This is a genomic window from Brevibacterium metallidurans (assembly GCF_037101285.1).
Lineage (GTDB): Bacteria > Actinomycetota > Actinomycetes > Actinomycetales > Brevibacteriaceae > Brevibacterium > Brevibacterium metallidurans.
On sequence record NZ_BAAAAF010000006.1, the window covers coordinates 202,496 to 223,865 of the forward strand.

The 21,370-nt window shown below is 67.7% G+C and carries 17 protein-coding genes; 5 read left to right on the forward strand and 12 right to left on the reverse strand.

Annotated elements, in window-relative coordinates; genetic code table 11:
• The first annotated feature begins 166 nt into the window (after positions 1–166).
• Both AACX88_RS09995 and AACX88_RS10000 read left to right on the forward strand, forming a co-directional pair.
• The gene (locus AACX88_RS09995; RefSeq protein WP_339392899.1) at positions 167–529 is read left to right on the forward strand and encodes a BlaI/MecI/CopY family transcriptional regulator; all 363 of its coding nucleotides are present in this window, start codon (positions 167–169) and stop codon (positions 527–529) included.
• A 19-nt stretch (positions 530–548) separates the two neighbouring features.
• A complete protein-coding gene (locus AACX88_RS10000; RefSeq protein ID WP_339392857.1) occupies positions 549–1,442 on the forward strand; it encodes a M56 family metallopeptidase in 894 nt (297 codons plus the stop codon).
• A 38-nt stretch (positions 1,443–1,480) separates the two neighbouring features.
• Here the strand turns inward: AACX88_RS10000 and AACX88_RS10005 are convergent, their stop codons facing one another.
• The gene (locus AACX88_RS10005; protein ID WP_339392858.1) at positions 1,481–3,592 is read right to left on the reverse strand and encodes a DNA gyrase/topoisomerase IV subunit B; all 2,112 of its coding nucleotides are present in this window, start codon (positions 3,590–3,592) and stop codon (positions 1,481–1,483) included.
• A 152-nt stretch (positions 3,593–3,744) separates the two neighbouring features.
• Here AACX88_RS10005 and AACX88_RS10010 point away from each other — a divergent pair, with 152 nt between their 5' ends.
• Positions 3,745–4,566 carry an N-acetylmuramoyl-L-alanine amidase family protein gene (locus AACX88_RS10010; RefSeq protein ID WP_339392859.1) on the forward strand — a complete coding sequence of 274 codons (822 nt, stop codon included), beginning with the start codon at positions 3,745–3,747 and terminating at the stop codon, positions 4,564–4,566.
• A gap of 161 nt (positions 4,567–4,727) precedes the next feature.
• Here AACX88_RS10010 and AACX88_RS10015 read toward each other — a convergent pair whose 3' ends face one another.
• Together AACX88_RS10015 and AACX88_RS10020 are read right to left on the reverse strand one after the other, a co-directional pair.
• On the reverse strand, positions 4,728–6,224 hold the full coding sequence (locus tag AACX88_RS10015; protein ID WP_422614429.1) for an RNA polymerase sigma factor: 1,497 nt from the start codon (positions 6,222–6,224) through the stop codon (positions 4,728–4,730).
• Positions 6,225–6,732: 508 nt separating this feature from the next.
• On the reverse strand, positions 6,733–7,956 hold the full coding sequence (locus tag AACX88_RS10020) for a DUF4192 family protein (protein ID WP_339392861.1): 1,224 nt from the start codon (positions 7,954–7,956) through the stop codon (positions 6,733–6,735).
• Between the two features lie 164 nt (positions 7,957–8,120).
• On the opposite strand from AACX88_RS10020, the gene AACX88_RS10025 reads away from it, so the two are divergent.
• Entirely contained in the window at positions 8,121–8,909 is a 789-nt protein-coding gene (locus AACX88_RS10025) for a spermidine synthase (protein WP_339392862.1), read from the forward strand.
• A gap of 132 nt (positions 8,910–9,041) precedes the next feature.
• Positions 9,042–11,252, forward strand: a complete 2,211-nt coding sequence (locus tag AACX88_RS10030) for a HelD family protein (protein WP_339392863.1) — start codon at positions 9,042–9,044, stop codon at positions 11,250–11,252.
• Positions 11,253–11,544: 292 nt separating this feature from the next.
• Here the strand turns inward: AACX88_RS10030 and nrdR are convergent, their stop codons facing one another.
• The 9 genes from nrdR to pgeF all read right to left on the reverse strand — a co-directional run bounded on the left by nrdR (position 11,545) and on the right by pgeF (position 21,370).
• A complete protein-coding gene (gene nrdR / locus AACX88_RS10035) occupies positions 11,545–12,042 on the reverse strand; it encodes a transcriptional regulator NrdR (RefSeq protein WP_339392864.1) in 498 nt (165 codons plus the stop codon).
• A 1-nt stretch (position 12,043) separates the two neighbouring features.
• Positions 12,044–13,345 (reverse strand): histidinol dehydrogenase, encoded by a 1,302-nt coding sequence (hisD, locus tag AACX88_RS10040; RefSeq protein WP_339392865.1) that lies wholly within the window; start codon positions 13,343–13,345, stop codon positions 12,044–12,046.
• Positions 13,346–13,387: 42 nt separating this feature from the next.
• Complete coding sequence (gene dnaE, locus AACX88_RS10045) at positions 13,388–16,996, reverse strand: DNA polymerase III subunit alpha (RefSeq protein WP_422614430.1); 3,609 nt, start codon at positions 16,994–16,996, stop codon at positions 13,388–13,390.
• 83 nt (positions 16,997–17,079) lie between these two features.
• Positions 17,080–18,006, reverse strand: a complete 927-nt coding sequence (locus AACX88_RS10050) for an RluA family pseudouridine synthase (RefSeq protein WP_339392867.1) — start codon at positions 18,004–18,006, stop codon at positions 17,080–17,082.
• The gene (locus AACX88_RS10055) at positions 17,999–18,535 is read right to left on the reverse strand and encodes a signal peptidase II (protein WP_339392868.1); all 537 of its coding nucleotides are present in this window, start codon (positions 18,533–18,535) and stop codon (positions 17,999–18,001) included. The genes AACX88_RS10050 and AACX88_RS10055 overlap by 8 nt, the downstream gene beginning before the upstream one ends.
• Positions 18,536–18,665: 130 nt before the next feature.
• Positions 18,666–19,463: a DivIVA domain-containing protein gene (locus AACX88_RS10060; RefSeq protein ID WP_339392869.1), complete on the reverse strand. Its 798-nt coding sequence runs from the start codon at positions 19,461–19,463 to the stop codon at positions 18,666–18,668.
• Positions 19,464–19,636: 173 nt separating this feature from the next.
• Positions 19,637–19,936: a YggT family protein gene (locus AACX88_RS10065; RefSeq protein WP_339392870.1), complete on the reverse strand. Its 300-nt coding sequence runs from the start codon at positions 19,934–19,936 to the stop codon at positions 19,637–19,639.
• 82 nt (positions 19,937–20,018) lie between these two features.
• Entirely contained in the window at positions 20,019–20,513 is a 495-nt protein-coding gene (locus AACX88_RS10070; protein ID WP_339392871.1) for a cell division protein SepF, read from the reverse strand.
• A gap of 125 nt (positions 20,514–20,638) precedes the next feature.
• Positions 20,639–21,370: a peptidoglycan editing factor PgeF gene (gene pgeF, locus AACX88_RS10075; protein WP_339392872.1), complete on the reverse strand. Its 732-nt coding sequence runs from the start codon at positions 21,368–21,370 to the stop codon at positions 20,639–20,641.

Consider the following 21,370-nt stretch of genomic DNA (forward strand, 5'->3'; position numbering starts at 1 on the left):
CAGTGCGACTCGTCACGTCCCGCCATCTGCTCCGGCGGCGGAGGACACTCCGCGGGACCAGGCGGAATCCCGCCCGCGCCGAGGGCGACCTCACATGGAATTCGACATTCTGTAGAGGTAGAATGGCAGGGCAAGTCGGATGGTCGGCACAAAGGACAAGGACACCGTGGGAACACTGGGCGAACTCGAACGCAGCGTCATGGACGCCATCTGGGTGCATGACGACGGCTTGAGCGCCGCTGAGCTGCGTGACGCGTTCGCCGATCGCGACCTCGCCCTGACCACGATCCACACCGTGCTCACCCGGCTGGAGAAGAAGGGCTTCGTCACCCGCGACCGGAGCATCCGCCCGCACCGCTACCTGGCCGTGTCCACGCGCGAGGACCACGTCGCCGAACTCATGACCGAGGTGCTCTCTCAGGCACCCGATCGTCAGGCCGTGCTCGCCCGCTTCCTCGGCACCGTGACCGAGGCCGATGAGAAGACCCTGCGCAACCTCCTCGGACGCAACCACACCTCCCGTTCCTGACAGCGGGGCGGGTTCCACCATGATTCTCGTGGGATGCCTTCTGGCGATCCTCGCTTTCCTGCTGGCCTGGCCCGTGCCGGCGCTGCTGCGACGCTTCCGCAGCGACCCCATCTCCGAGGTCATCCTCTGGCAGGCCGTCGGCCTCTCGGGTGGTCTCTCGCTCATCGGCACGGCACTCGCCTTCGCCGTCGACCCGGCCGCATCGAGTCTGCCCCAGGGTCTGTGGGATCTGGTGCGCGGCGAGGCCCACGCGAAGCTGTCGATCTTCGCGTGGATCTTCCTCGTCATCGCGCTCGTGCTGATCGGACGCCTCCTCGGGTGCCTCGCGCTGACGTTCTTCTCAGCGCGGCGGACTCGACTCCGTCATGCCGAGATCCTACACCTGCTCAGCGAGCCGTCCCAGAACTATCCCGACACGCGCATCATCAGTTCCGACGAGGCCGTGGCCTACTGTTTGCCGCAGGGTCCGCGGAAGGGCACAGCCGTGCTCTCGACAGGGCTGCTTGAGGTCCTCAGCGAAGACGAGCGCTCAGCGGTGATCGCCCACGAGAAGGCGCATCTCGATTTTCGTCACGATATCCTTGTCATTCCCTTCGCCGCCTGGCACCGGGCGCTGCCGTTCTTCTCGGCCACGGCGATCGGGCTGAATTCGGTCAATCGGCTCATCGAGTTCATGGCCGACGATCAGGCCAGGGAGCGCATCGACCCGGATGTGCTCGCCCGGGCCGTGGCAGCGGCCGCCCGGATCAGCCCGGACCATCGCGAGGCGCTGAGCGCGGAGCGGATCATGCGGCTCTCGCAGCCGCGCCACCCGGCGCGGGCGATGGTGAGGCTGTTCTCGTGCATGGCGGCCGCCGGGCTGCTCCTCATCCCGACGGTCCTGCTCTTCGTTCCCGTCCCGTCCCTGCCCTGAGGCCTCCCGTACGGAGGTGACGCCGCCGAGGCGGTGCCTCAGCTGTCGATGCGTTCGGCGTCGAGGATCGCAGCACCGGAGACGATGAACTCCTTCCGGGGGCCCACCGAGGAGCCCATGAGGAGTTCGAAGGTCCGCTCCGCCGCCTCGGCGTCGGCCATCGTCACCCTGCGCAGGGTACGGTCGGCGGGATCCATCGTCGTCTCGGCCAACTGGTCGGCGTCCATCTCACCGAGTCCTTTGTAGCGCTGGATCGGCTCCTTGTACGTCTTCTTCGACTTGTCGAGCTTCTTCAGCAGCGCGTGGAGCTCGGCCTCGGAGTACGTGTAGACGATCTCGTTGGGGGTGCCCCGCTTCGTGACGATCTCGACGCGGTGCAGCGGGGGGACGGCGGCGAACACGCGGCCCTCCTCGACGAGGGGCTTCATGTAGCGGAAGAAGAGCGTGAGCAGCAGCGTGCGGATGTGCGCGCCGTCGACGTCGGCATCAGTCATGATGATGACCCGACCGTAGCGCGCGGCTTCGAGGTCGAAGCTGCGACCGGAGCCGGCGCCGATGACCTGGATGAGGGCCGCGCATTCGACGTTGGCGAGCATGTCGGCCAGCGACGCCTTCTGCACATTGAGGATCTTGCCGCGGATCGGGAAGAGCGCCTGGTAGTCGGAGTTGCGGGCCGCCTTCGCGGTGCCCATGGCCGAATCACCCTCGACGATGAACAGCTCGGTGTTCTCGACCCCGCTGTCGCGGCAGTCGTAGAGCTTCGCCGGCAGGGACGAGGCTTCGAGCGCGGTCTTGCGCCGTTGGTTCTCCTTGTGGGTGCGCGCGGAGATCCGGGACTTCAGCTCCGCGACGACCTTCTCCATGAGGACGGCGGCCTGCTGCTTCTCCGCGCGTTTGGTCGAGGAGAGGATGCCTCCGAGCTGCGTCTCGACGGTCTTCGCGACGATCTGGCGGACCGCGGCCGTGCCGAGGACCTCCTTCGTCTGACCTTCGAACTGCGGTTCGGCGAGCTGGACGGTGACGACGGCGGTGAGACCGGCGAGGACGTCGTCCTTCTCGAGGCGGTCCTTGCCGAGTTTGAGCTTGCGGGAGTTGGCCTCGACGGCCTTGCGCATCGCTTTGAGCGTCGCCTGTTCGAACCCGGCGAGGTGGGTGCCGCCGTGCGGGGTCGCCACTACGTTGACGAAGCTCTTGATCTTCGTGTCGTAGCCGGTCCCCCAGCGCAGGGCGACGTCGACGCCGACTTGGCGTTCGACCTCCTTGGACACGAGGTGTCCGGAGGAGTCGAGAACGGGGACGGTCTCCTTGAACGACCCGGTCGACTGCATCCGCCACGTGTCGGTGATCGGCGGGTCGATCGAGAGGTGGTCGACGAACTCGGTGATGCCGCCGTCGAAGCGGAAGTCCTCGACGCGTTCGGCGATGACCGCTCCGGTCTCGTCCCGGGCGACCCCGCGGCGGTCGACGATCGTGAGTTCGAGGCCGGGGACGAGGAACGCGGTCTGGCGGGCGCGTTCGACGAGGTGCTGGTAGTCGAACTGGGCGCTGCCGAGGAAGATCTGCGGATCGGCCCAGTAGTGGACCTTCGTCCCGGTCACACCGCGCTTGGCCTTGCCGACGATCTCGAGGCCGGTGGCCTCCTGGAACTCCTCGAAGGGATTGTCGGGGCCGGGGGTGCCGGAGGAGTCGTCGAAGCGGCCGGGCACACCTCGGCGGAAGGACATCTTGTGGATCTTCGATCCGCGGGTGACCTCGACGTCGAGGCGGGCGGAGAGGGCATTGACGACAGATGCGCCGACGCCGTGGAGGCCGCCGGAGGCCGCGTAGGAGCTGCCGCCGAACTTGCCGCCGGCGTGGAGCTTGGTCATGACGACCTCGACGCCGGTCAGTCCGGTCTTCGGTTCGATGTCGACGGGGATGCCGCGGCCGTGGTCGGTCACAGCGACGGAGCCGTCGGGTTCGAGCTCGATGAGGATGGAGGACCCGAACCCGCCGAGGGCCTCGTCGACGGCGTTGTCGATGATCTCCCACAGGCAGTGCATGAGCCCGCGGGAGTCGGTCGTGCCGATGTACATGCCCGGCCGCTTCCGCACGGCCTCAAGGCCGGACAGCACGGACAGATGGCGGGCGCCGTAGCTTTCCTCTTCCACACTCTTCCTCTCGTTCGATTGAATTCTAATCGCCTGCCGCCCGCTCACGCGGGTGCGGGGCCGCCGTGTCGGCGATCAGGCGCAGCATCGGGGGCAACCTCGGCGGCGCGGACACGGTCTGCGGAGACTCGATCCCTGGGACAATGGAGCCCATGACCGATCGACGGCCGACCCTGCGCGCGGCACTCGCCCTGTGCGGCTGCGGTGTCCTCCTGCTCACCGGCTGCTCCTCCCCCACCCCTGCTTCGAACGAACCGACCCAGGTCTCCCCCGAGACCGTGGGCACGAACGCTTCGGCGAGTTCGACCGCCTCGGCCGGCGTCGTCGGGGCGGACCTGTCGGGGAAGACGATCGCGATCGATCCCGGCCACAACGGCGGCAACGCGAAGGATCCGGAGGCGATCGCGAGTCCCGTGCCCGACGGCCGGGGCGGGACGAAGGCGTGCAACACGACCGGCACGGCCACGGACTCCGACTACGAGGAGTCCGAGTTCGCGTGGTCGGTGGCGGGATTCCTCAGAGACGATCTCGAAGCCGCGGGGGCGGCGGTGATCCTCAGCCGCAGCGGCGACGACGGCGTCGGGCCCTGCGTCGACGAGCGCGGAACCTTCGCCGATGACGCGGACGTGCTCGTGAGCATCCATGCCAACGGCAGCGAATCGACGAAGCCCAAGGGCTTCCACATCATCGTCGCCGACCCAGGGAAGTCCCGGAAGCTCGAGGACGAGTCGACTCGCCTCGCGAAGTCTCTGAGTGGGTCGATGGCCGCGGAGTTCACCCCGAACACAGCCTATGGGAAGGATGCGATCAGTGCGCGTCCCGACCTTGCGGGCCTCAACAACGCCTCGGTGCCCGCGGTGATCGTCGAGTGCGGAGAGATGCGCAATCCCGACGAAGCGGCGGTCATGGAGTCCGAGGACGGGCGACGGCGGTACGCCGAGGCGATCGCCGTCGGCATCGGCGACTGGTTCTGAGCGCGTCGCCGGGACGATTCGCTCGTCGGCATGGGCGGGGCCGGAGGCGGGTCCGCGGCTGCGCCTGCGCCGGCAGGTGACATTCTCGTCCGCACATGCGACGACGTCGGGCACGGCACCGATAAGCGCTGTGCCCGACGTCGTCGGTCGGCTGAGGGTGATCAGTCGAGGTAGTCGCGGAGGACCTGCGAGCGGGACGGGTGGCGCAGCTTCGCCATCGTCTTCGACTCGATCTGGCGGATCCGCTCACGGGTGACCCCGTAGACCTTGCCGATCTCGTCGAGCGTCTTCGGCTGACCGTCGTTGAGTCCGAAGCGCATCGAGACGACTCCGGCCTCGCGCTCCGAGAGCGTGTCGAGCACCGAGTGGAGCTGCTCCTGGAGGAGGGTGAAGCTCACGGAGTCCGAGGGCACGACGGCTTCGGAGTCCTCGATGAGGTCGCCGAACTCGGAGTCGCCGTCCTCGCCGAGCGGGGTGTGCAGGGAGATCGGCTCTCGGCCGTACTTCTGCACCTCGACGACGCGTTCGGGCGTCATGTCGAGTTCCTTCGCGAGCTCTTCGGGGCTCGGTTCGCGGCCGAGGTCCTGGAGCATCTGTCGCTGGACGCGGGCGAGCTTGTTGATGACCTCGACCATGTGGACGGGGATGCGGATCGTGCGCGCCTGGTCGGCCATTGCGCGGGTGATGGCCTGGCGGATCCACCACGTCGCGTAGGTCGAGAACTTGAAGCCCTTCGTGTAGTCGAACTTCTCGACGGCGCGGATGAGACCGAGGTTGCCTTCCTGGATGAGGTCGAGGAAGAGCATGCCGCGGCCGGTGTAGCGCTTCGCGAGTGAGACGACGAGGCGGAGGTTCGCCTCGAGCAGGTGGTTCTTCGCGATGCGCCCGTCGTGGATGATCCACTTGTAGTCCATCGTCACGCGCGGGTCGCTGACCTCGCCCTCCTCGAGGAGGTGCTCGGCGTACATGCCGGCCTCGATGCGCTTGGCGAGGTCGACCTCCTCGGCGGCGTTGAGCAGGGCCACCTTGCCGATCTGCTTGAGGTAGTCCTTGACCGGGTCGGCGGTCGCACCGGCGGAGACGACCTGCTGGGCGGGGGCGTCGTCCTCGTCGGCATCGGAGACGATGAAGCCGCCGGCCTCGGTGACCGCGGCGTTCTTCTCCTTCTCTTCGGAGTTCTTCGTCTCCGTCGACTCGGAGGGGCTCTGCTCGGTCGCGAGCGCATCCGCGGTGGGCTCGACCTCGTCGGTCGACTCGATGTCCGCGTCGGACTTCTTCTTCGTGCTCGCAGCTGCGGAGTCGGCCTTGGACTCAGCCTTCTTCGCCGTGGTCTTCTTCGCGGTGGTCTTCTTGGCCGCGGTCGTCTTCTTCGCGGGAGTCTTCTTCGCCGGCTCGCTCTCCTCGGCGGCCGCCTTCGCCGTCGTCGACTTCGCGGTCGTCTTCGCTGCGGTTGTCTTCGCGGTCGCGGACTTGGTCGTCGAGGCCTTGGCGGTCTCTGACTTGGTCGCCGTCTTCTTCTCCGTCGTCGACTTCTTCGCCGCGGTCGTCTTGGCTCGCGTGGTCGACGACGCCTTCGTCGTCTTCTTTCCCTTCGCCGCTGTGGTCGTGGATCCACCCGTGGACGCCGTGGCGGACGATGCCTCCGACTCCTCAGTCACCGTTTTCCTGTCGACTGTCGGCACGTGTTCACCTTTCGCGAGCGTTCAAACTTCCCGATTGCACCAGGACATTACTAAGACCCTTGTCAAGGGGGCGCAGAGTTCGTGCCCGTTGGGGCGAGCGCACAGCTCTCCCAATATGCAATGACAGGGTCAACGCACAATCCTCGCACGTTATTCCTTGCCCTGTCCATTCCTTCGGGACACATCGACATAGTGTGCAGACGGTGCCCAGTCGGTGCGCGACTATTCATACCTCCAGCAGGACGTCCCACCTTCCGCGCGACTCCCCACGTCTGGCACGACAACCTCGGCGGAGCTCGGCACACACCACCCCCGGCAGCAATTCATACCCTTGCAAAGGTAGGAAATGCGGCTGGGGGTGGTGTGTGGTGGTGGGGCCCGCGCCGAGGTGGTCCCGCCGGCCGGGCGTCGCGCAGGCCGCACGACGTCAGCGGTCCGGGTCGCGGCGGCGCAGCCTCGGTGCTGGGCGCAGCGCCGTGTGACGTCAGTGCCGGAGAGGGCGGGCGCCGGTGCGCTTGGACATCAGCCACTGCGGCAGATAGCCCTGGCTGACGGCGGAGATGATGAGCTGCGCCATCGCATGGTCCGGTTCGAGGGCGAGCGCGGCGAGCGCATACTGCTCGGCCATCGTCGACCCGCCCAAGGTCCAGTGGAACCACGCGATGACCCCGTAGGCGGTCGGAACGACCGCGGGATCAGCCCACCGCACGTACGCCTCGAGGAGGTCGATGGAGAGCAGGAGGTCCCGCGTCTGCGGGGCCCGGGGCGAGAGGCCGATCATCTGCTCGGCCGCCAGCCGTGAGGTGCCGCAGCGCCGGGCATGTCGGGCGAGCTCACCGGGACCGAACCGACACATCCGCTTGGGCAGGAAATCGGGATGGTCGAAGCTGAGGATCATCTCGAGCACATCGCGCGCCCATTTCGCCGCGAGCAGCCGATCGAGGGCACGGACCGCATCCGGGGTGACCAGCGACCTGAGCCTCTCCCGGTCGATCGTCTCCTCCCTCCCCCGCAGCTCGAGCAGTTCAGGGTAGAGCTCGCCGAGGCGGTCGAACGCGGCTGCGATGCTCAGCTCTTCCCCGTGGCTCAGCTCTCCCCCGTGTCCGGCGGACCGGAACGCCGCGGCCTCGGCGGCATCGGCCGGCTTCACGACGAGGGCGTCGGGCCCGGCGGCCGGGGCCGATCCGGTCGAGACGAGTTCGGTCGCGCACGCCGAGGACTGAGCGAGTCCGATGTCGGTGCCCCTGTCCTCGCTGTCGTCTATGCGCCCGAAGAGACCCCCGCTCACCCACCATGCGCACAGCGTGGTGATCCCGCCGTCGGCGAGCGCCGTCGCCATCTCATCCGTGGCCGCGCGCACTAGACCGCGGTGCATCTGCGCATAGTCGTCCCCGGTGCCGTCCTCGTCGAGGTCGGTCCAGTCCCGTTCCGGTCCGGCCGGGGTGTACCCCTCGTCGTAGAGGATGAGGAAGACCCCGCTGGGTTCGCAGGCCCGGCACACCAGGTCGCGCAGCCACTCACCTCCCTCCGCAATGGTCATCGCCGCCGTCTCGAGGTCGAAGTCGACGCGCAGGGTGGTCCCGCAGGACTGCACGCCGTCATCGTCGGTGACGACGAGAATCGCGACGAGGCTGCTCTCCGGGGTGTATCCGAGGGTGTGCGGCACGATCCCGATGAGATCTTCGGCCGTCTTCGCTGGAGTGTCCATGCCACCAGTCGACGCCCGCACCACCGACGCACACCAGACCTCGATTCGGCCCTGTGGACACCGCCGGTGCATGCACAGCCAATCCGCACACGAGTGGGCGCCGTTGTCCACACGGCCCACCGGGGCGAATTGCCCTTGGGACCGATCTGACATAGAAGTGTGGGGTGGCGAAGAGACGGATATTCACAGCACCGAGCGCACAAGTCGTCGACATCGCGACCGGACAGGCGCGCCTGGAGAAGGTCGACGGCGAACCCGACAGCTACGTCCTCCACGTCAACGGCGTGCCCTCGTCGTCGATCACGCTCAGCGACCCCGCACGCCTCGACTTCGAATACCTCGACTGGATGGCGCGGATCATCGACGCCGTCACCGACGGCTCTCTGCGGGCCATCCACCTCGGCGCCGCCGGGTGCGCCCTGGCCCGCGCCCTCGATGCGACGCGTCCCGGCTCACGGCAGACGGCCATCGACATCGATCCGATCCTCATCGACTGTGTCCGGCAGTGGTTCGACCTCCCCCGCTCCCCCGCGCTCGCCCTGCGGGCAGGCGACGCGGCCGCAGAGATCGCGACGTTCCGGGACGACACCGCCGACGTCATCGTCCGTGACGCCTTCTCCTTCGACTCCGTCCCCGAGCAGCTGCAGACGGAAGAGTTCTACGCCGACTGCGCCCGGGTGCTCAGACCGTCGGGCCTCTTCCTCGCCAATGTCCCCGACTCCGGTGACCACCGGGTGCTGCGCGAGGAGATCAGGGCCGCCGCCGCGGCGTTCAAGCATGTCGCCGCCGCCTCCGAGTCCGGGGTGCTCAAGGGCCGCCGCCGCGGCAACGTCGTCGTCGCGGCCGCACAGGAGCCCCTGCCCGATGCCGCCCTCGATCGGAGCCTGCGGACGGCTCCGACGATGGCGGTCTGGCTCGACGAGGCCGCGCTGCTCAGTCGGATCGGGCGGTGAGCGGATCCGCGAGAGAGGCCACGAGCCAGTCGGGACACCGACCGCGGCTTCGGCGGCGACGCGTCCGAGTGACGGCTCGACTACTCCCCTCGACGAAAGTTCGGCATAATTGAATGCCGATTGGAAGGTGAGATGAGCGAGACTTCAGAAATCCACGTCGAGCAGAACAAGCTCGACGAACTCTACGCCCGGCTCGACGAACTGCGCGATGAGACGACCGCCCGCTTGGGGACCGTCCGGATCTCCGAGGTCGGAGGGAACCACCAGCACCGCAGCGAACGCGACGCCTTCGCCACCATGTACGAGGACCAGCTCATCCGCCTCAACAGCGCCGAAGACGGACTGTGCTTCGGTCGCCTCGACTTCAAGGACTCCGCCGAGCCGAGCTACATCGGCCGCATCGGCCTCACCGACGCCGACCGCAAGCAGATCCTCATCGACTGGCGCGCACCGGCCTCGGAGCCCTTCTACCAGTCGACTGCGGCGAACCCCGAGGGCGTCGTCCGCCGCCGCCACCTCGTGACGAAGAACCGCCAGGTCACCGATGTCGAGGACGATGTCCTCGACATCGACGCCCTCGACGATTCGCAGCGCTCGGCCCTGCAGGGCGAGGGTGCGCTCATCGCGGCGCTGACCACCCACCGCACCGGTCGCATGGGCGACATCGTCGCCACCATCCAGGCCGAGCAGGATGCGATCATCCGGCAACCGCTCCAGGGCGTCCTCGTCGTCCAGGGCGGACCCGGCACCGGCAAGACCGCGGTCGCCCTGCACCGCGCCGCCTACCTCCTCTACCGCCACCGCGAGCGGATCGCGAAGTCCGGCGTCCTCCTCGTCGGGCCCTCCCCGGTGTTCCTCAAGTACATCGAGAAGGTCCTGCCCAGCCTCGGCGAGACCGGAGCGCTGCTGCTCACCCCGGGTCAGCTCTACCCGGGCCTCGACACGGAGATCTCCGACGACCCCGCGGTCGCCGAGGTCAAGGGCCGCTCGGTCATGGCCCGGGTGCTCGCGAACCACATCGCGAACTACGAACGCGTCCCCGACCACGACGAACGTCTGCGCGTGGGGTCGCACACTGTGCTGCTGCGCCGGCGCGATGTGCGTTCGGCCCGCGAGCGGGCCCGCCGCAGCGGAGATGCCCACAATGCGGCGCGCACCGGCTTCGTCTCCGGCCTGCTCAAGACCCTCGCCGAGGATCTCGCCCAGCAGATGGGCCTCGACGGCGCAGGCGAACGCCTCCCTGAGCTCATGGACGAGCTGCGCTCGAGCGTCGACGTCCGCCGGGCGCTCAACCTCGCATGGTTCCCCATCAGCCCCGGTGACGCGCTGCGGGCCCTGCTGTCGAAGCCGCACAAGCTCGAGGCCGCGGCCGCCCGCCTGCTCACCCCGGCCGAGCAGGCGCTCATCGTCCGCGCCCCGAACGCACCGCTGACCATCGAGGATGCGCCGCTGCTCGACGAACTCGCCGAACTCCTCGGTTCGACCCCGCAGCAGACCGCGGCCCGCGACGAATCGGCTCGCGAATACGCCGAGGCGGTCGTCGACATGACCGAGACCTCCGCGATCGTCAGCGCCGAGACGCTGGCCGCCCGCTGGGAGGAGGCGGGACCGGCGACGACCCTGGCCGAACGCGCGATCGAGGACCGCGAGTGGACCTACGGCCACCTCGTCGTCGACGAGGCCCAGGAGCTCTCTCCTATGCAGTGGCGTGTGCTCTTCCGCCGGGTGCCCTCGAAGTCGGCGACCCTCGTCGGCGACCTCGCCCAGGCCTCGCACGCCGACAGCTCGCGGACCTGGTCGTCGATCCTCTCCGAGTTCGTCGGCGACCGCTTCGCCCTCGAGGTGCTCACGGTCTCCTACCGCACCCCGCAGGCCGTCATGGATCTGGCCAACCGCTACCTCCACCGGCACTTCCCGCAGCTCGAACTCGTCGAATCCGTCCGCCAGGGCGGCCATCCGCCGACGCTCACGCGCTTCGCCGACTCCCCCGCCCTGCTCGCCGCGCTCTCTGCGGCGACCGCCGAGGAGGTCGCCGCCGTCGAGGGCGGGAAGATCGCCGTCATCGCTCCCGAGGTCCTCATCGACCCCGTCGCCGAGGCGCTCGCAGGCTTCGACATCGGACGTTCGGCGGCCGGCCTCGACCACCAGATCGCCGTCATCACCCCGCAGCAGGCCAAAGGCCTCGAGTTCGATTCGGTGCTCCTCGTCGAACCCGGTCTCATCGCCCCGCCCGGCGGTGACGACGGGGTGGGCGCCCTCTACGTCGCGCTCACCCGCACGACCGATCGCCTCGGTGTCCTCGCCTCGGCGCCGACCGAGCTGAGCGAGCTCGGACTCGACTGAGCGAACTCGGACTGAGCTGACGCTCTGACCTCCCGGCGCGGCTGCGACCGCTCGCAAGAAGTCCCCCTGCCACGGACAAGTGCCGTGCGCTGGGACCTCCTGCGAGCGGTCGTCCGCATTCAGGGTGTCTCACCAGGGCCGACGGTGAATACTCCGGAGACGTAGAAGGCCGCTTGACGGTTCGGCTTCCCCTCCGAACCGCAAGCGGCCACGCGCCATAAGCACGCACTGACAATGGTACACAACTATGGGCGTAATCGAGGAATTTCGTCAGAGAATTTCCGCGGAGATCTCAGTCCGCGAAGTCCTCGGGCACCGCTTCGCGCGAATCACCCGAGCGCAGAGCGGCATCGGCGCGCAGGGAGTCGATCGCCGCTTCGAAGTCCTCGAGCGAATCGAAGCCCTGGTAGACGCTCGCGAACCGCAGGTAGGCGACCTGGTCGAGCTCACGCAGCGGCTCGAGGATGGACAGGCCCACCTCGTCCGCGTCGATCTCCGCGATGCCCTTCGACCGGATGTCCTCTTCGACCTTCTGCGCGAGCTTCGCGAGGTCGTCATCACCGACCGGACGCCCCTGGCAGGCCTTGCGCACCCCGGACATGATCTTCTGGCGGGAGAACTCCTCCGTCACGCCCGAGCGTTTGATGACGGAGAGGCTCGTGGCCTCCATCGTCGTGAAGCGGCGCCCGCAGTGCCGGCACTGCCGCCGGCGGCGGATCGCCGCACCGTCTTCGCTCGTCCGCGAATCGACCACCCGGGAATCGGACTCCCGGCAGAATGGACAGCGCATATCACTCCTCGAAGCGGATGCTCACGGCACGTCCGTGAGCCGGAAGGTTCTCGGTCTCCGCCAGTGCGGCGACGTGGCCGGCGACCTCGCCCAGGGCGGGAGCCGAATAGTCGATGACCTGGCTGACCTTGAGGAACGAGTGCACCCCGAGCCCGGAACCGTGTGCGGCGGTGCCCATCGTCGGCAGCACGTGGTTGGATCCGGCACAGTAGTCGCCGAGCGCCACGGGCGAGTACGGTCCGACGAAGACCGCTCCCCCGTTGACGATCCGCGCGGCCACGGCACGGTCATCGGCCGTGTGGATCTCGACGTGCTCACCGGCGTACGCGTTGACCACGGTCACGGCGTCGTCGAGGTCGTCGACGAGGACGAGCGCCGACTGCGCACCGGAGAGCGCCGTGCGGATCCGTTCGGCGTGCGCGGCCTCGGGGGCTTGGCGGTCGAGCTCGGCGGCGACGGCCTCGAGCATCGTCTCGGAGTCGGTGACGAGCACCGAGGCGGCGAGCTCGTCGTGTTCGGCCTGGCTGATGAGGTCGGCTGCGACATACGCCGGGTTCGCGCTCGCGTCGGCGAGCACGATGATCTCGGTGGGTCCGGCCACGGCGTCGATGCCGACGTGGGAGCGCACGAGGGACTTCGCAGCGGCGACGTAGGCGTTGCCGGGACCGGTGATGAGGTCGACCGGTTCGAGGACCTCAGCGTCGTCGAAGCCGTAGGCCAACGCCCCGATCGCCTGGGCTCCGCCCATCGCCCACACCTCGTCGACGCCGAGCATGTGCGCGGTCGCGAGCACCACCGGGTGCGGCAGACCCGAGGCCTGCGGGGGGCTGGCGATGGCCAGGGACGACGATCCGGCTGCCTGGGCGGGCACGACGTTCATCACCACGGTCGACGGGTAGACGGCGAGGCCGCCGGGCACGTAGAGGCCGACGCGTTCGATCGGCAGGCTGCGGGTCGTGACCCGGGCGCCGGGGGCGAGCTCGGTGACGACGTCGGCGGGTCGTTGGGCCTCGGCGACCGTGCGCGTGCGGGCGATGGTCTCCTCGAGCGCCGCCCTCACCACAGGGTCGAGTTCGGCGGCCGCCTGTTCGAGGGCCTCTGGGGGCACCCGCAGCGCCGCCGGCCGCACCCCGTCGAAGCGCTCCGTGAGGTCGAGGACCGTCGCGGACCCGCCGGCGGCCACCTCGGCGAGGAGGTCGGCGACCCGCCGTTCGACGTCGGCATGGGTCTCCGCCGCCCGAGGCAGTCGCTGCCTCAGGAATCGTCTGCTCAGGGTCTCACCGCGGAAGTCGAGAATATTCACCAGACCATTCTAGTCCCGGGCCCAAGAGCCCCTGACGCCGCCTCAGGCGCTGAGACAGCGGGAGCCCAGCAGCGCTTTGAGGTCGCCGTAGAGGCTCGGGTTCGGGTCGACCCGGATCGACCGGTCGAGGCGCATCACCGTGTGCCGTCCCGGCTGGGTGAGGACGAGATGGACATCGGTGTGCCCCTTGTTCGCCTCGAGGATCCGGCGCAGCTTCTCCGCCATCTCCTCCGTCGCCTTCTCCATCGGCACGATGAGGTTGAGCGGCCGGTCACCGGGGTCGGTGATGTCGGGGATCGTCATCGACATCGCCATGAGCGAGGTCGGCCGGTCATCGGACTGACGGATCCGCCCGGTCAGAGAGATGACGAGGTCGGTCGCGAGCAGGCTCGCCACCGGCTCGTACGTATCTCCGAAGAACATGACTTCGACCTCCGCGTCGAGGTCCTCGAGCGTGACGATCGCGTACGGTTTGCCCGAGTTCTTCGACACCTTGCGCGTGACCTGCGTGATCATGCCGCAGACCTTGATCTGCGAACCGTCGGGGCGATGCGATTCGGGGTCGACCACCTCGGCGATCGAGGCATCGGATTCCGCGGCGAGCACCCCTTCGAGCCCGTTGAGCGGGTGGTCGGAGACGTAGAGGCCGATCATGTCGCGTTCGAACGCGAGCTTCTCCTTCTTCTCCCATTCGGGCCGGTCGGGGATCGCGACGGAGAAGCTCGGTCCGTCGTCGCCGGCGTCGAGACCCGCGAAGAGGTCGAACTCCCCGATCGCCTCCTTGCGCTTGACGCCGATGACCGAGTCGACGGCCTCCTCGTGGACTTCGACGAGGGAGCGCCGGGAGTGCCCGAGCGAGTCGAAGCCGCCGGCCTTGATGAGCGATTCGATCGTGCGCTTGTTGCACACGTGGCTGGGCACCTTGTCGAGGAAGTCGGTGAACGAGGTGTAGGCGCCCTTCTCGTCGCGGGCCTCGACGATGCCGTCGACGACGTTGGCGCCGACGTTGCGCACCGCCCCCATGCCGAAGCGGATGTCCTCCCCGACCGGGGTGAAGTGCAGGGCGGAGTCGTTGACGTCGGGCGGCAGCACCGTGATGCCCAGGCGACGGCACTCGTTGAGGTAGATCGCGAGCTTGTCCTTGTTGTCGCCCACCGAGGTGAGCAGGGCGGCCATGTACTCCGCCGTGTAGTGGGCCTTGAGGTAGGCCGTCCAGTAGGAGACGACGCCGTAGGCCGCCGAGTGCGCCTTGTTGAACGCGTAGTCCGAGAACGGCAGGAGGATGTCCCACAGCGCCTGGGCGGCGGCCTCCGAATAGCCGCGCTCCTTCATGCCGCCGAAGAAGCCGACCTGCTGCTTGTCGAGCTCGGACTTCTTCTTCTTGCCCATCGCACGGCGGAGGATGTCGGCCTGACCGAGCGAGTATCCGGCGACCTTCTGCGCGATCGCCATCACCTGCTCCTGGTAGATGATGAGGCCGAAGGTCGTGTCGAGGATGTCCTTGAGAGGCTCCGCGAGCTCCGGGTGGATCGGGGTGACCTCCTGGAGTCCGTTCTTGCGCAGCGCGTAGTTCGTGTGCGAGTCCGCACCCATCGGACCGGGACGGTAGAGGGCCAGAGTCGCCGAGATGTCCTCGAAGTTGTCGGGCTTCATCAGCCGCAGCAGGGCGCGCAGTCCGCCGCCGTCGAGCTGGAACACACCGAGTGTGTCACCGCGGGTGAGGAGTTCGTAGGCTCCCCGGTCGTCGAGTTCGAGGTGTTCGAGGTCGAGGTCGAAGTCGCGGTTGGCTTTGATGTTCTCCACCGCGTCGGAGATGATCGTGAGGTTCCGCAGTCCGAGAAAGTCCATCTTGATCAGCCCGAGGCCCTCGGAGGTCGGGTAGTCGAACTGGGTGATGACCTGGCCGTCCTGGAAGCGGCGCATGATCGGGATGACGTCGATGATCGGGTCCGAGGACATGATGACGCCGGCCGCGTGGACACCCCACTGGCGCTTGAGCCCTTCGAGGCCCTTCGCGGTCTCGAACGTCTCCCGTGCTTCGGCTTCGGTGTCGACGAGCTCGCGGAACTCCCCGGCCTCCTTGTACCTCTTCGCCTCAGGATTCTCGATGTCGGCGAGCGGGATGTCCTTGGCCATCTCCGCCGGCGGCAGCGCCTTCGTCAGCCGTTCGCCGAGCGAGAAGGGCTTGCCGAGCACGCGGGCGGAGTCCTTGAGCGCCTGCTTCGTCTTGATCGTGCCGTACGTGACGATCATCGCCACGCGTTCGTCACCGTACTTGCGGGTGACGTACTCGATGACCTCGCTGCGGCGGCGATCATCGAAGTCGACGTCGAAGTCGGGCATCGAGACGCGGTCCGGGTTGAGGAAGCGCTCGAAGTAGAGCCCGTGCTGGAGCGGATCGAGGTCGGTGATGCGCATCGCGTAGGCGACCATCGACCCGGCGCCGGAACCGCGGCCGGGACCGACCCGGATGCCGTTGTCCTTCGACCAGTTGATGAAGTCGGCGACGACGAGGAAGTAGCCGGGGAAGCCCATCGAGATGATGATGTCGAGTTCGTAGTCCGCCTGCTTGCGGACGTCGTCGGGGATTCCGTCGGGGTACCGGTACTCGAGCCCCTTCTGCACTTCCTTGATCAGCCACGAGGTCTCGTCCTCGCCGGGCGGGCACGGGAACTTCGGCATGTAGTTCGCCGAGGTGTCGAAGGAGACCTCGCACATCTCCGCGATCCGCAGCGTGTTGTCGCACGCCTCGGGCATCTCCTTGAACAGTGCTCGCATCTCCGCGGGCGTCTTGAGGTAGTAGCCGGACCCGGAGAAGGCGAAGCGGGAACCGCCCTGATCGTAGGTGGGTTCGATGAGCTTCGAGCCCGACTGGATCGCCAGCAGCGCCTCGTGCGCCTTCGCATCGGATTCGTGGGTGTAGTGGAGGTCGTTCGTGGCCACGAGCGGGATGTCCATCTCACTCGCCAGGCGCAGCAGGTCCTTCGTCACCCGCTTCTCGATCGACAGACCGTGATCCATGAGCTCGCAGAAGTAGTTCTCCGCACCGAAGAGATCCCGGTACTTCCCGGCCGCGGCCTTCGCCTCCTCGTACTGGCCCAGACGCAGCCGGGTCTGGATCTCGCCCGACGGGCAGCCGGTCGTCGCGATGAGGCCCTCGGAGTAGGTCTCGAGCAGGTCCATGTCGAGCCGGGGCCATTTCGCGGTCACCGAGTCCAGCGAGGCGTGGGAGGAGGCCTTGAAGAGGTTGCGCATGCCCGTGTTGTTCTTCGACAGCAGGGTCATGTGCGTATACAGCCCGCCGCCGGAGAGGTCGTCGGACTTCTGCGATTCGTCGGTGCGCCACTTCACGCGGGTCTTGTCGTCGCGGGCGGTGCCGGGGGTGACGTAGGCTTCGACGCCGATGATGGGTTTGACCTCGGCCTTCGTCGCCTGCGACCAGAAGTCGAAGGCCCCGAAGAGGTAGCCGTGGTCGGTCGTCGCGATCGCCGACATCCCTGAGGCCTTCGTCGCCGCCATGAGATCGCCGAGGCGGGCCGCACCGTCGAGCATGGAGTACTCGGTGTGAACGTGGAGATGGACGAAATCGTCGTTCGGCACTGACTGCCTTCCCTCGGATGCGGGCCTGGTTGCCCACTCAGCATAGACCATGCCGCGGACACGGCAGCGGTGATCTTCCCGACCCCGGATCGGGCCCCCAGCTCAGCCCGGTCAGGTGTGATCCGCGTCCCGGATCACGAGCCTGCGCGGATGGTGTCGAGCGCGTGCTGGAGGTCCTCGGGATACTCGCTCTCGAACTCGACCCACTCCCCCGACTCCGGGTGGTGGAAGCCGAGTCTGACGGCGTGGAGCCACTGCCGCTGCAGTCCGAGGTCCTTCGCGAGCACCGGGTCGGCACCGTAGGGCAGGTCGCCTGCGCACGGATGCTTGAGCGCGGAGAAGTGGACGCGGATCTGATGCGTCCGACCCGTCTCGAGGTGGATCTCGAGCAGGGCGGCCCGCCGGTGGGCTTCGAGCACCTCGTAGTGGGTGATCGCATGCTTGCCCTCGCTGTGGACGGCGTAGAGGCCGTCATGGCGCGGATGCCGAGCGATGGGGGCGTCGATCGTGCCGAGCACGGGATCGGGCAGCCCCTGGACGAGCGCGTGGTAGGTCTTCGACACCGTGCGCTCCTTGAACGCACGTTTGAGCACGCTGTAGGCGTATTCGCTCTTCGCGACGACCATGAGGCCGGAGGTGCCGACATCGAGCCGCTGGACGATGCCCTGCCGTTCGGAGGCTCCGGAGGTCGCGATCCGGTACCCGGCGGCGGCGAGCCCGCCGACGACGGTGGGACCGGACCAGCCCAGCGCCGGGTGCGCGGCCACGCCGATGGGCTTGTCGACGACGACGAACGAATCGTCGTCGTAGACGATGCGCATGCCGGGCACCGGGTCGGGGACGACCTCGAGGGGTCGCCTGGGTTCGGGCATCTTGACGTCGAGGCGGGCACCGGCGACGACGCGGTCGGACTTGCCGACCGGGCTGCCGTCGAGTTCGACTCCCCCATCGGCGCAGATCTCGGCGGCCGCGGTGCGGGAGAGGCCGAGCAGCTTCGAGAGCGCGGAGTCGACCCGCTGCCCCTCAAGTCCTTCGGGGACGAGTATCGAACGCTCAGTCATGCGTCTCCTCCTTGGTCCGCTCCGCGGTCTGCCGGTGCGATCCGTCGAGTTCGATGCCCCGCAGGCTGGCGATGACGAGGGTCACGGCTGCCGCGGAGATCGCGATGTCGGCGAAGTTGCACACGAAGAGCGAGAGATCGATGTAGTCGACGACGGCACCGCGGAGGAATCCCGGCTGGCGGAAGAGCCGGTCGACGAGGTTGCCGAAGAGTCCCCCGAGCAGCAGGCCCAGGCCGACCGCCCAGACCCGAGAGCCGATCTTGCGGGAGAGGACGAGGATGGCGATGAAGACCGCGATCGCGATGAGCGGGAAGATCCATGTGACGCCTGAACCGAGTCCGAGGGCGGCCCCCGGGTTGCGGTAGAAGGCGAAGCCGGCGAGCGAACCGATCACGGGGATCGCCGGCTGCCCTTCGAGGAAGGTCACGGCGAGGAGCTTGAGCACCTGGTCGATGACGAGGATTCCTGCGGCGAGGCCGAAGAGGATGACGAGCAGCCGCCGTCGCGGCTCCGGGCGGTGGTCGTTCATTCGGATCATTCTAGCCGACCTGGGACACCGGATAGTGCCGTCAGTGTGTGTCGAGCATGTGTCTCAGCTGGGAGTACGACGATGGGGCCGGACGACCGCGGTCGTCCGGCCCCATCGGGGTGATCGGTGATCAGAGCTTGCTGCTCGAGGATCCGAAGGAGTTGCCGTCGAGGGTCTCGGGAGCCAGGCTCGTCGAGTTCTCGAGGTCACGCAGCTGATCGTTGAGGTAGCTCTTCAGACGCGTGCGGTACTGGCGTTCGAAGTTCGAGAGCTGGTCGATCGAGCGCTCGAGCTGCGACTTCTGGGTCTCGAGGCTCGAGAGGGTCTCGTCCCGCTTGGCTTCGGCCTTGGTGACGATGTCGGAGGCTTCCTTCTCCGCACCCTTGATGAGTTCGGCGCGCTTGCGCTCACCTTCGGCGACGTGCTCGTCGTGGACGCGCTGGGCCAGGGCGATGAGGCCGTGCGAGTCGTTCTCACCGGCAGCGGCTCCGGCACCGGCGACGGCGGCCGGGGCGGCGGCGGAGACGGCAGGAGCGGACTCGTTCGACTTCGGAGCGGGGGCGGCTTCCTTGACGACGGGAGCCTTGGGCTCTTCGGCGACGGGAGCCGACGGTGCCTCGGGGGCCTTCTCGGCCTTGGGCGCAGGAGCGTCCTTCGAGGTGTCCGGGGCAGGCACAGCGGCAGGCATCGCCTGGGTGGCGTCGATGTCAGCGGCGGGAGCGGCCTTGGCTCCACCGGACTCGAGTTCCTTGACGCGCTGCTCGGCGGCCGAGAGCTTCTGACGCAGTTCGTCGTTCTCCTGGTAGAGACGGCGGAGTTCGACGACGACCTCGTCGAGGAAATCGTCGACCTCATCCTGGTCGTACCCGTCGCGGAACTTCACATGCTGGAACCGCTTGTTTACTACGTCTTCAGGCGTGAGCGCCATGAGGTCACCTTTGGTCGATCTGCATTCATTTCACTGCCGCCCGCACGGGACGGCTTCAACGTCACATTAGCGTAACACCTGCCGTTTTGTCGTGCAGAGATGCTGCGCCACGCCGATCCGGGGCAAGTTTTCTTCGAGTCAGGTTCCCTGCCGTCGACGGAGAGGTTCTCGACTCAGACGCCCGCGCGGGAGAGTCCGAAGAGGAACGAGGCGAGGATCTGGATGCCGATGAGGAGGACGATGAACCCGAGGTCGAGGGAGATCTGCCCGAGTCGCAGCGGCGGGATGATCCTGCGCAGAAGCTTGAGCGGCGGGTCGGTGAGCGTGTAGACGATCTCGGCGAGGACGAGGAAGAACCCCTGCGGCTTCCACTCACGTGAGAACACCTGCACGAGGTCGAGGACGACCCGGGCGAGGAGAACGTACACGTAGAGGCTCAGTGCCGTGCCGAGGATGTAGAAGATGATGGCCACGTGGGATCCTCGTGCCTTTCGTCGTTGCGGACCGGTGGACCACCAGACTATACACCCGACCTGAGCATCAGCTCAGACCGGTTCAGCTCTGGTTGAAGAAGCTCGCCTGCGAGTCGGCGTCGGACTCGTTCTCGCCGCTGACCTCGATGTTCTCCGGGGTGAGGAGGAACACCTTGTTCGTCACCCGTTCGATCGAGCCGTGGAGGCCGAAGATGAGTCCCGCGGAGAAGTCGACGAGGCGCTTCGAGTTGTTCTCGTCCATCTCCGAGAGGTTCATGATCACCGGGGTGCCCTCGCGGAAGGCGGCGCCGATGACCATGGCGTCGTTGTAGCTGCGGGGGTGGATGGTCTTGATGCGATTCATGGAGGTTCCTGGCGCCGGAGTGTCAACGGGACGAATCGGTGTCGGGTGGATCGGCGTCACCTGGGCGGGCGGACGCTCGTCGACCGGGGCGGACTCGTTGACGCGCTCGGGCTCGTCATAGGTCTCGACGACCTCGCGGTTGCGGCGCTCGGGCGTCTCGTCGTCCTCTTCGACGAATCCCAGGTACTCGAGAGTTTTCTTGATTGCTGACATTCTCACTGCTCCTCAGGCCTGCGGCACTTCGACATCTGCGGCCAAACTATCGCACTCGGGCCGACAGGCCCGGGTGTCTGTGCGGTGTGTCGTGCGGAAATCTTGACTCGTACGCCGCGCAACGGTCACTGGAGCCAGATGACCCCGGCGAACCGTCCGGTCCGCCGGTTGCGCCGGTACGAGTAGAGGTCCTCGGATTCGCGGGTGCAGGTGCGGGAGAAGTGGTCGATGACGACGCCTTCGCGGCGCAGTTGTTCGGCGACGGCGCCGGCGACGTCGAGGGCGGGAGTGCCCGACACCGACACCGAGGCGGCGACGGGTTCGAGAGCTGCGACCTCGTCGCGCAGCTCGGCCGGGACCTCGTAGCAGCGCGGACACACGGACGGTCCGATGACGGCGTGGATGTCGGCGGCACCGAGCTCGCGCATCGCCTGCAGGGTCGCGGGGACGACGCCTGCGGCCATGCCCGGTCGCCCGGCGTGGACGGCGCCGATGACACCGGCCTCGGTGTCGGCGAGGAGGACGGGAGTGCAGTCGGCGACCATGATGACGAGCCCGACTCCGGGTTCCGCGCTCACCTGGGCGTCCGCCTCGGCGCCGGACCGCGCATCAGCCGGACCGGTATGCGTGTGCACGGCGGTCCCGTGGACCTGGGAGACGAAGCTGAGGCGTTCGGCGCTCAGCCCGAGCACCTGGGCCAGGGCCGACCGGTTCGCGGCGACGAGCTCCTCGTCGTCGCCGACGTGGCGGGCCAGGTTGAAGGAGGAGAAGTCCCCGCTCGAGTATCCGCCGTGCCGGTCGGTGAACGCGACGTGCGCGGTCGACCGACCGGGGACGACGAACCTCGAGTGCAGCAT

Excerpts from the sequence above, each read along its gene's own strand:
- AACX88_RS10000 (WP_339392857.1), top strand. The coding sequence starts at position 549 with ATGATTCTCGTGGGATGCCTTCTGGCGATCCTCGCTTTCCTGCTGGCC.
- AACX88_RS10050 (WP_339392867.1), bottom strand. The coding sequence starts at position 18,006 with ATGACTGAGCGTTCGATACTCGTCCCCGAAGGACTTGAGGGGCAGCGG.
- AACX88_RS10020 (WP_339392861.1), bottom strand. The coding sequence starts at position 7,956 with ATGGACACTCCAGCGAAGACGGCCGAAGATCTCATCGGGATCGTGCCG.
- dnaE (WP_422614430.1), bottom strand. The coding sequence starts at position 16,996 with ATGGTCTATGCTGAGTGGGCAACCAGGCCCGCATCCGAGGGAAGGCAG.
- nrdR (WP_339392864.1), bottom strand. The coding sequence starts at position 12,042 with ATGCGCTGTCCATTCTGCCGGGAGTCCGATTCCCGGGTGGTCGATTCG.
- AACX88_RS10030 (WP_339392863.1), top strand. The coding sequence starts at position 9,042 with ATGAGCGAGACTTCAGAAATCCACGTCGAGCAGAACAAGCTCGACGAA.
- AACX88_RS10060 (WP_339392869.1), bottom strand. The coding sequence starts at position 19,463 with ATGGCGCTCACGCCTGAAGACGTAGTAAACAAGCGGTTCCAGCATGTG.
- AACX88_RS10055 (WP_339392868.1), bottom strand. The coding sequence starts at position 18,535 with ATGAACGACCACCGCCCGGAGCCGCGACGGCGGCTGCTCGTCATCCTC.
- AACX88_RS10070 (WP_339392871.1), bottom strand. The coding sequence starts at position 20,513 with ATGTCAGCAATCAAGAAAACTCTCGAGTACCTGGGATTCGTCGAAGAG.
- pgeF (WP_339392872.1), bottom strand. The coding sequence starts at position 21,370 with ATGCTGCACTCGAGGTTCGTCGTCCCCGGTCGGTCGACCGCGCACGTC.
- AACX88_RS10010 (WP_339392859.1), top strand. The coding sequence starts at position 3,745 with ATGACCGATCGACGGCCGACCCTGCGCGCGGCACTCGCCCTGTGCGGC.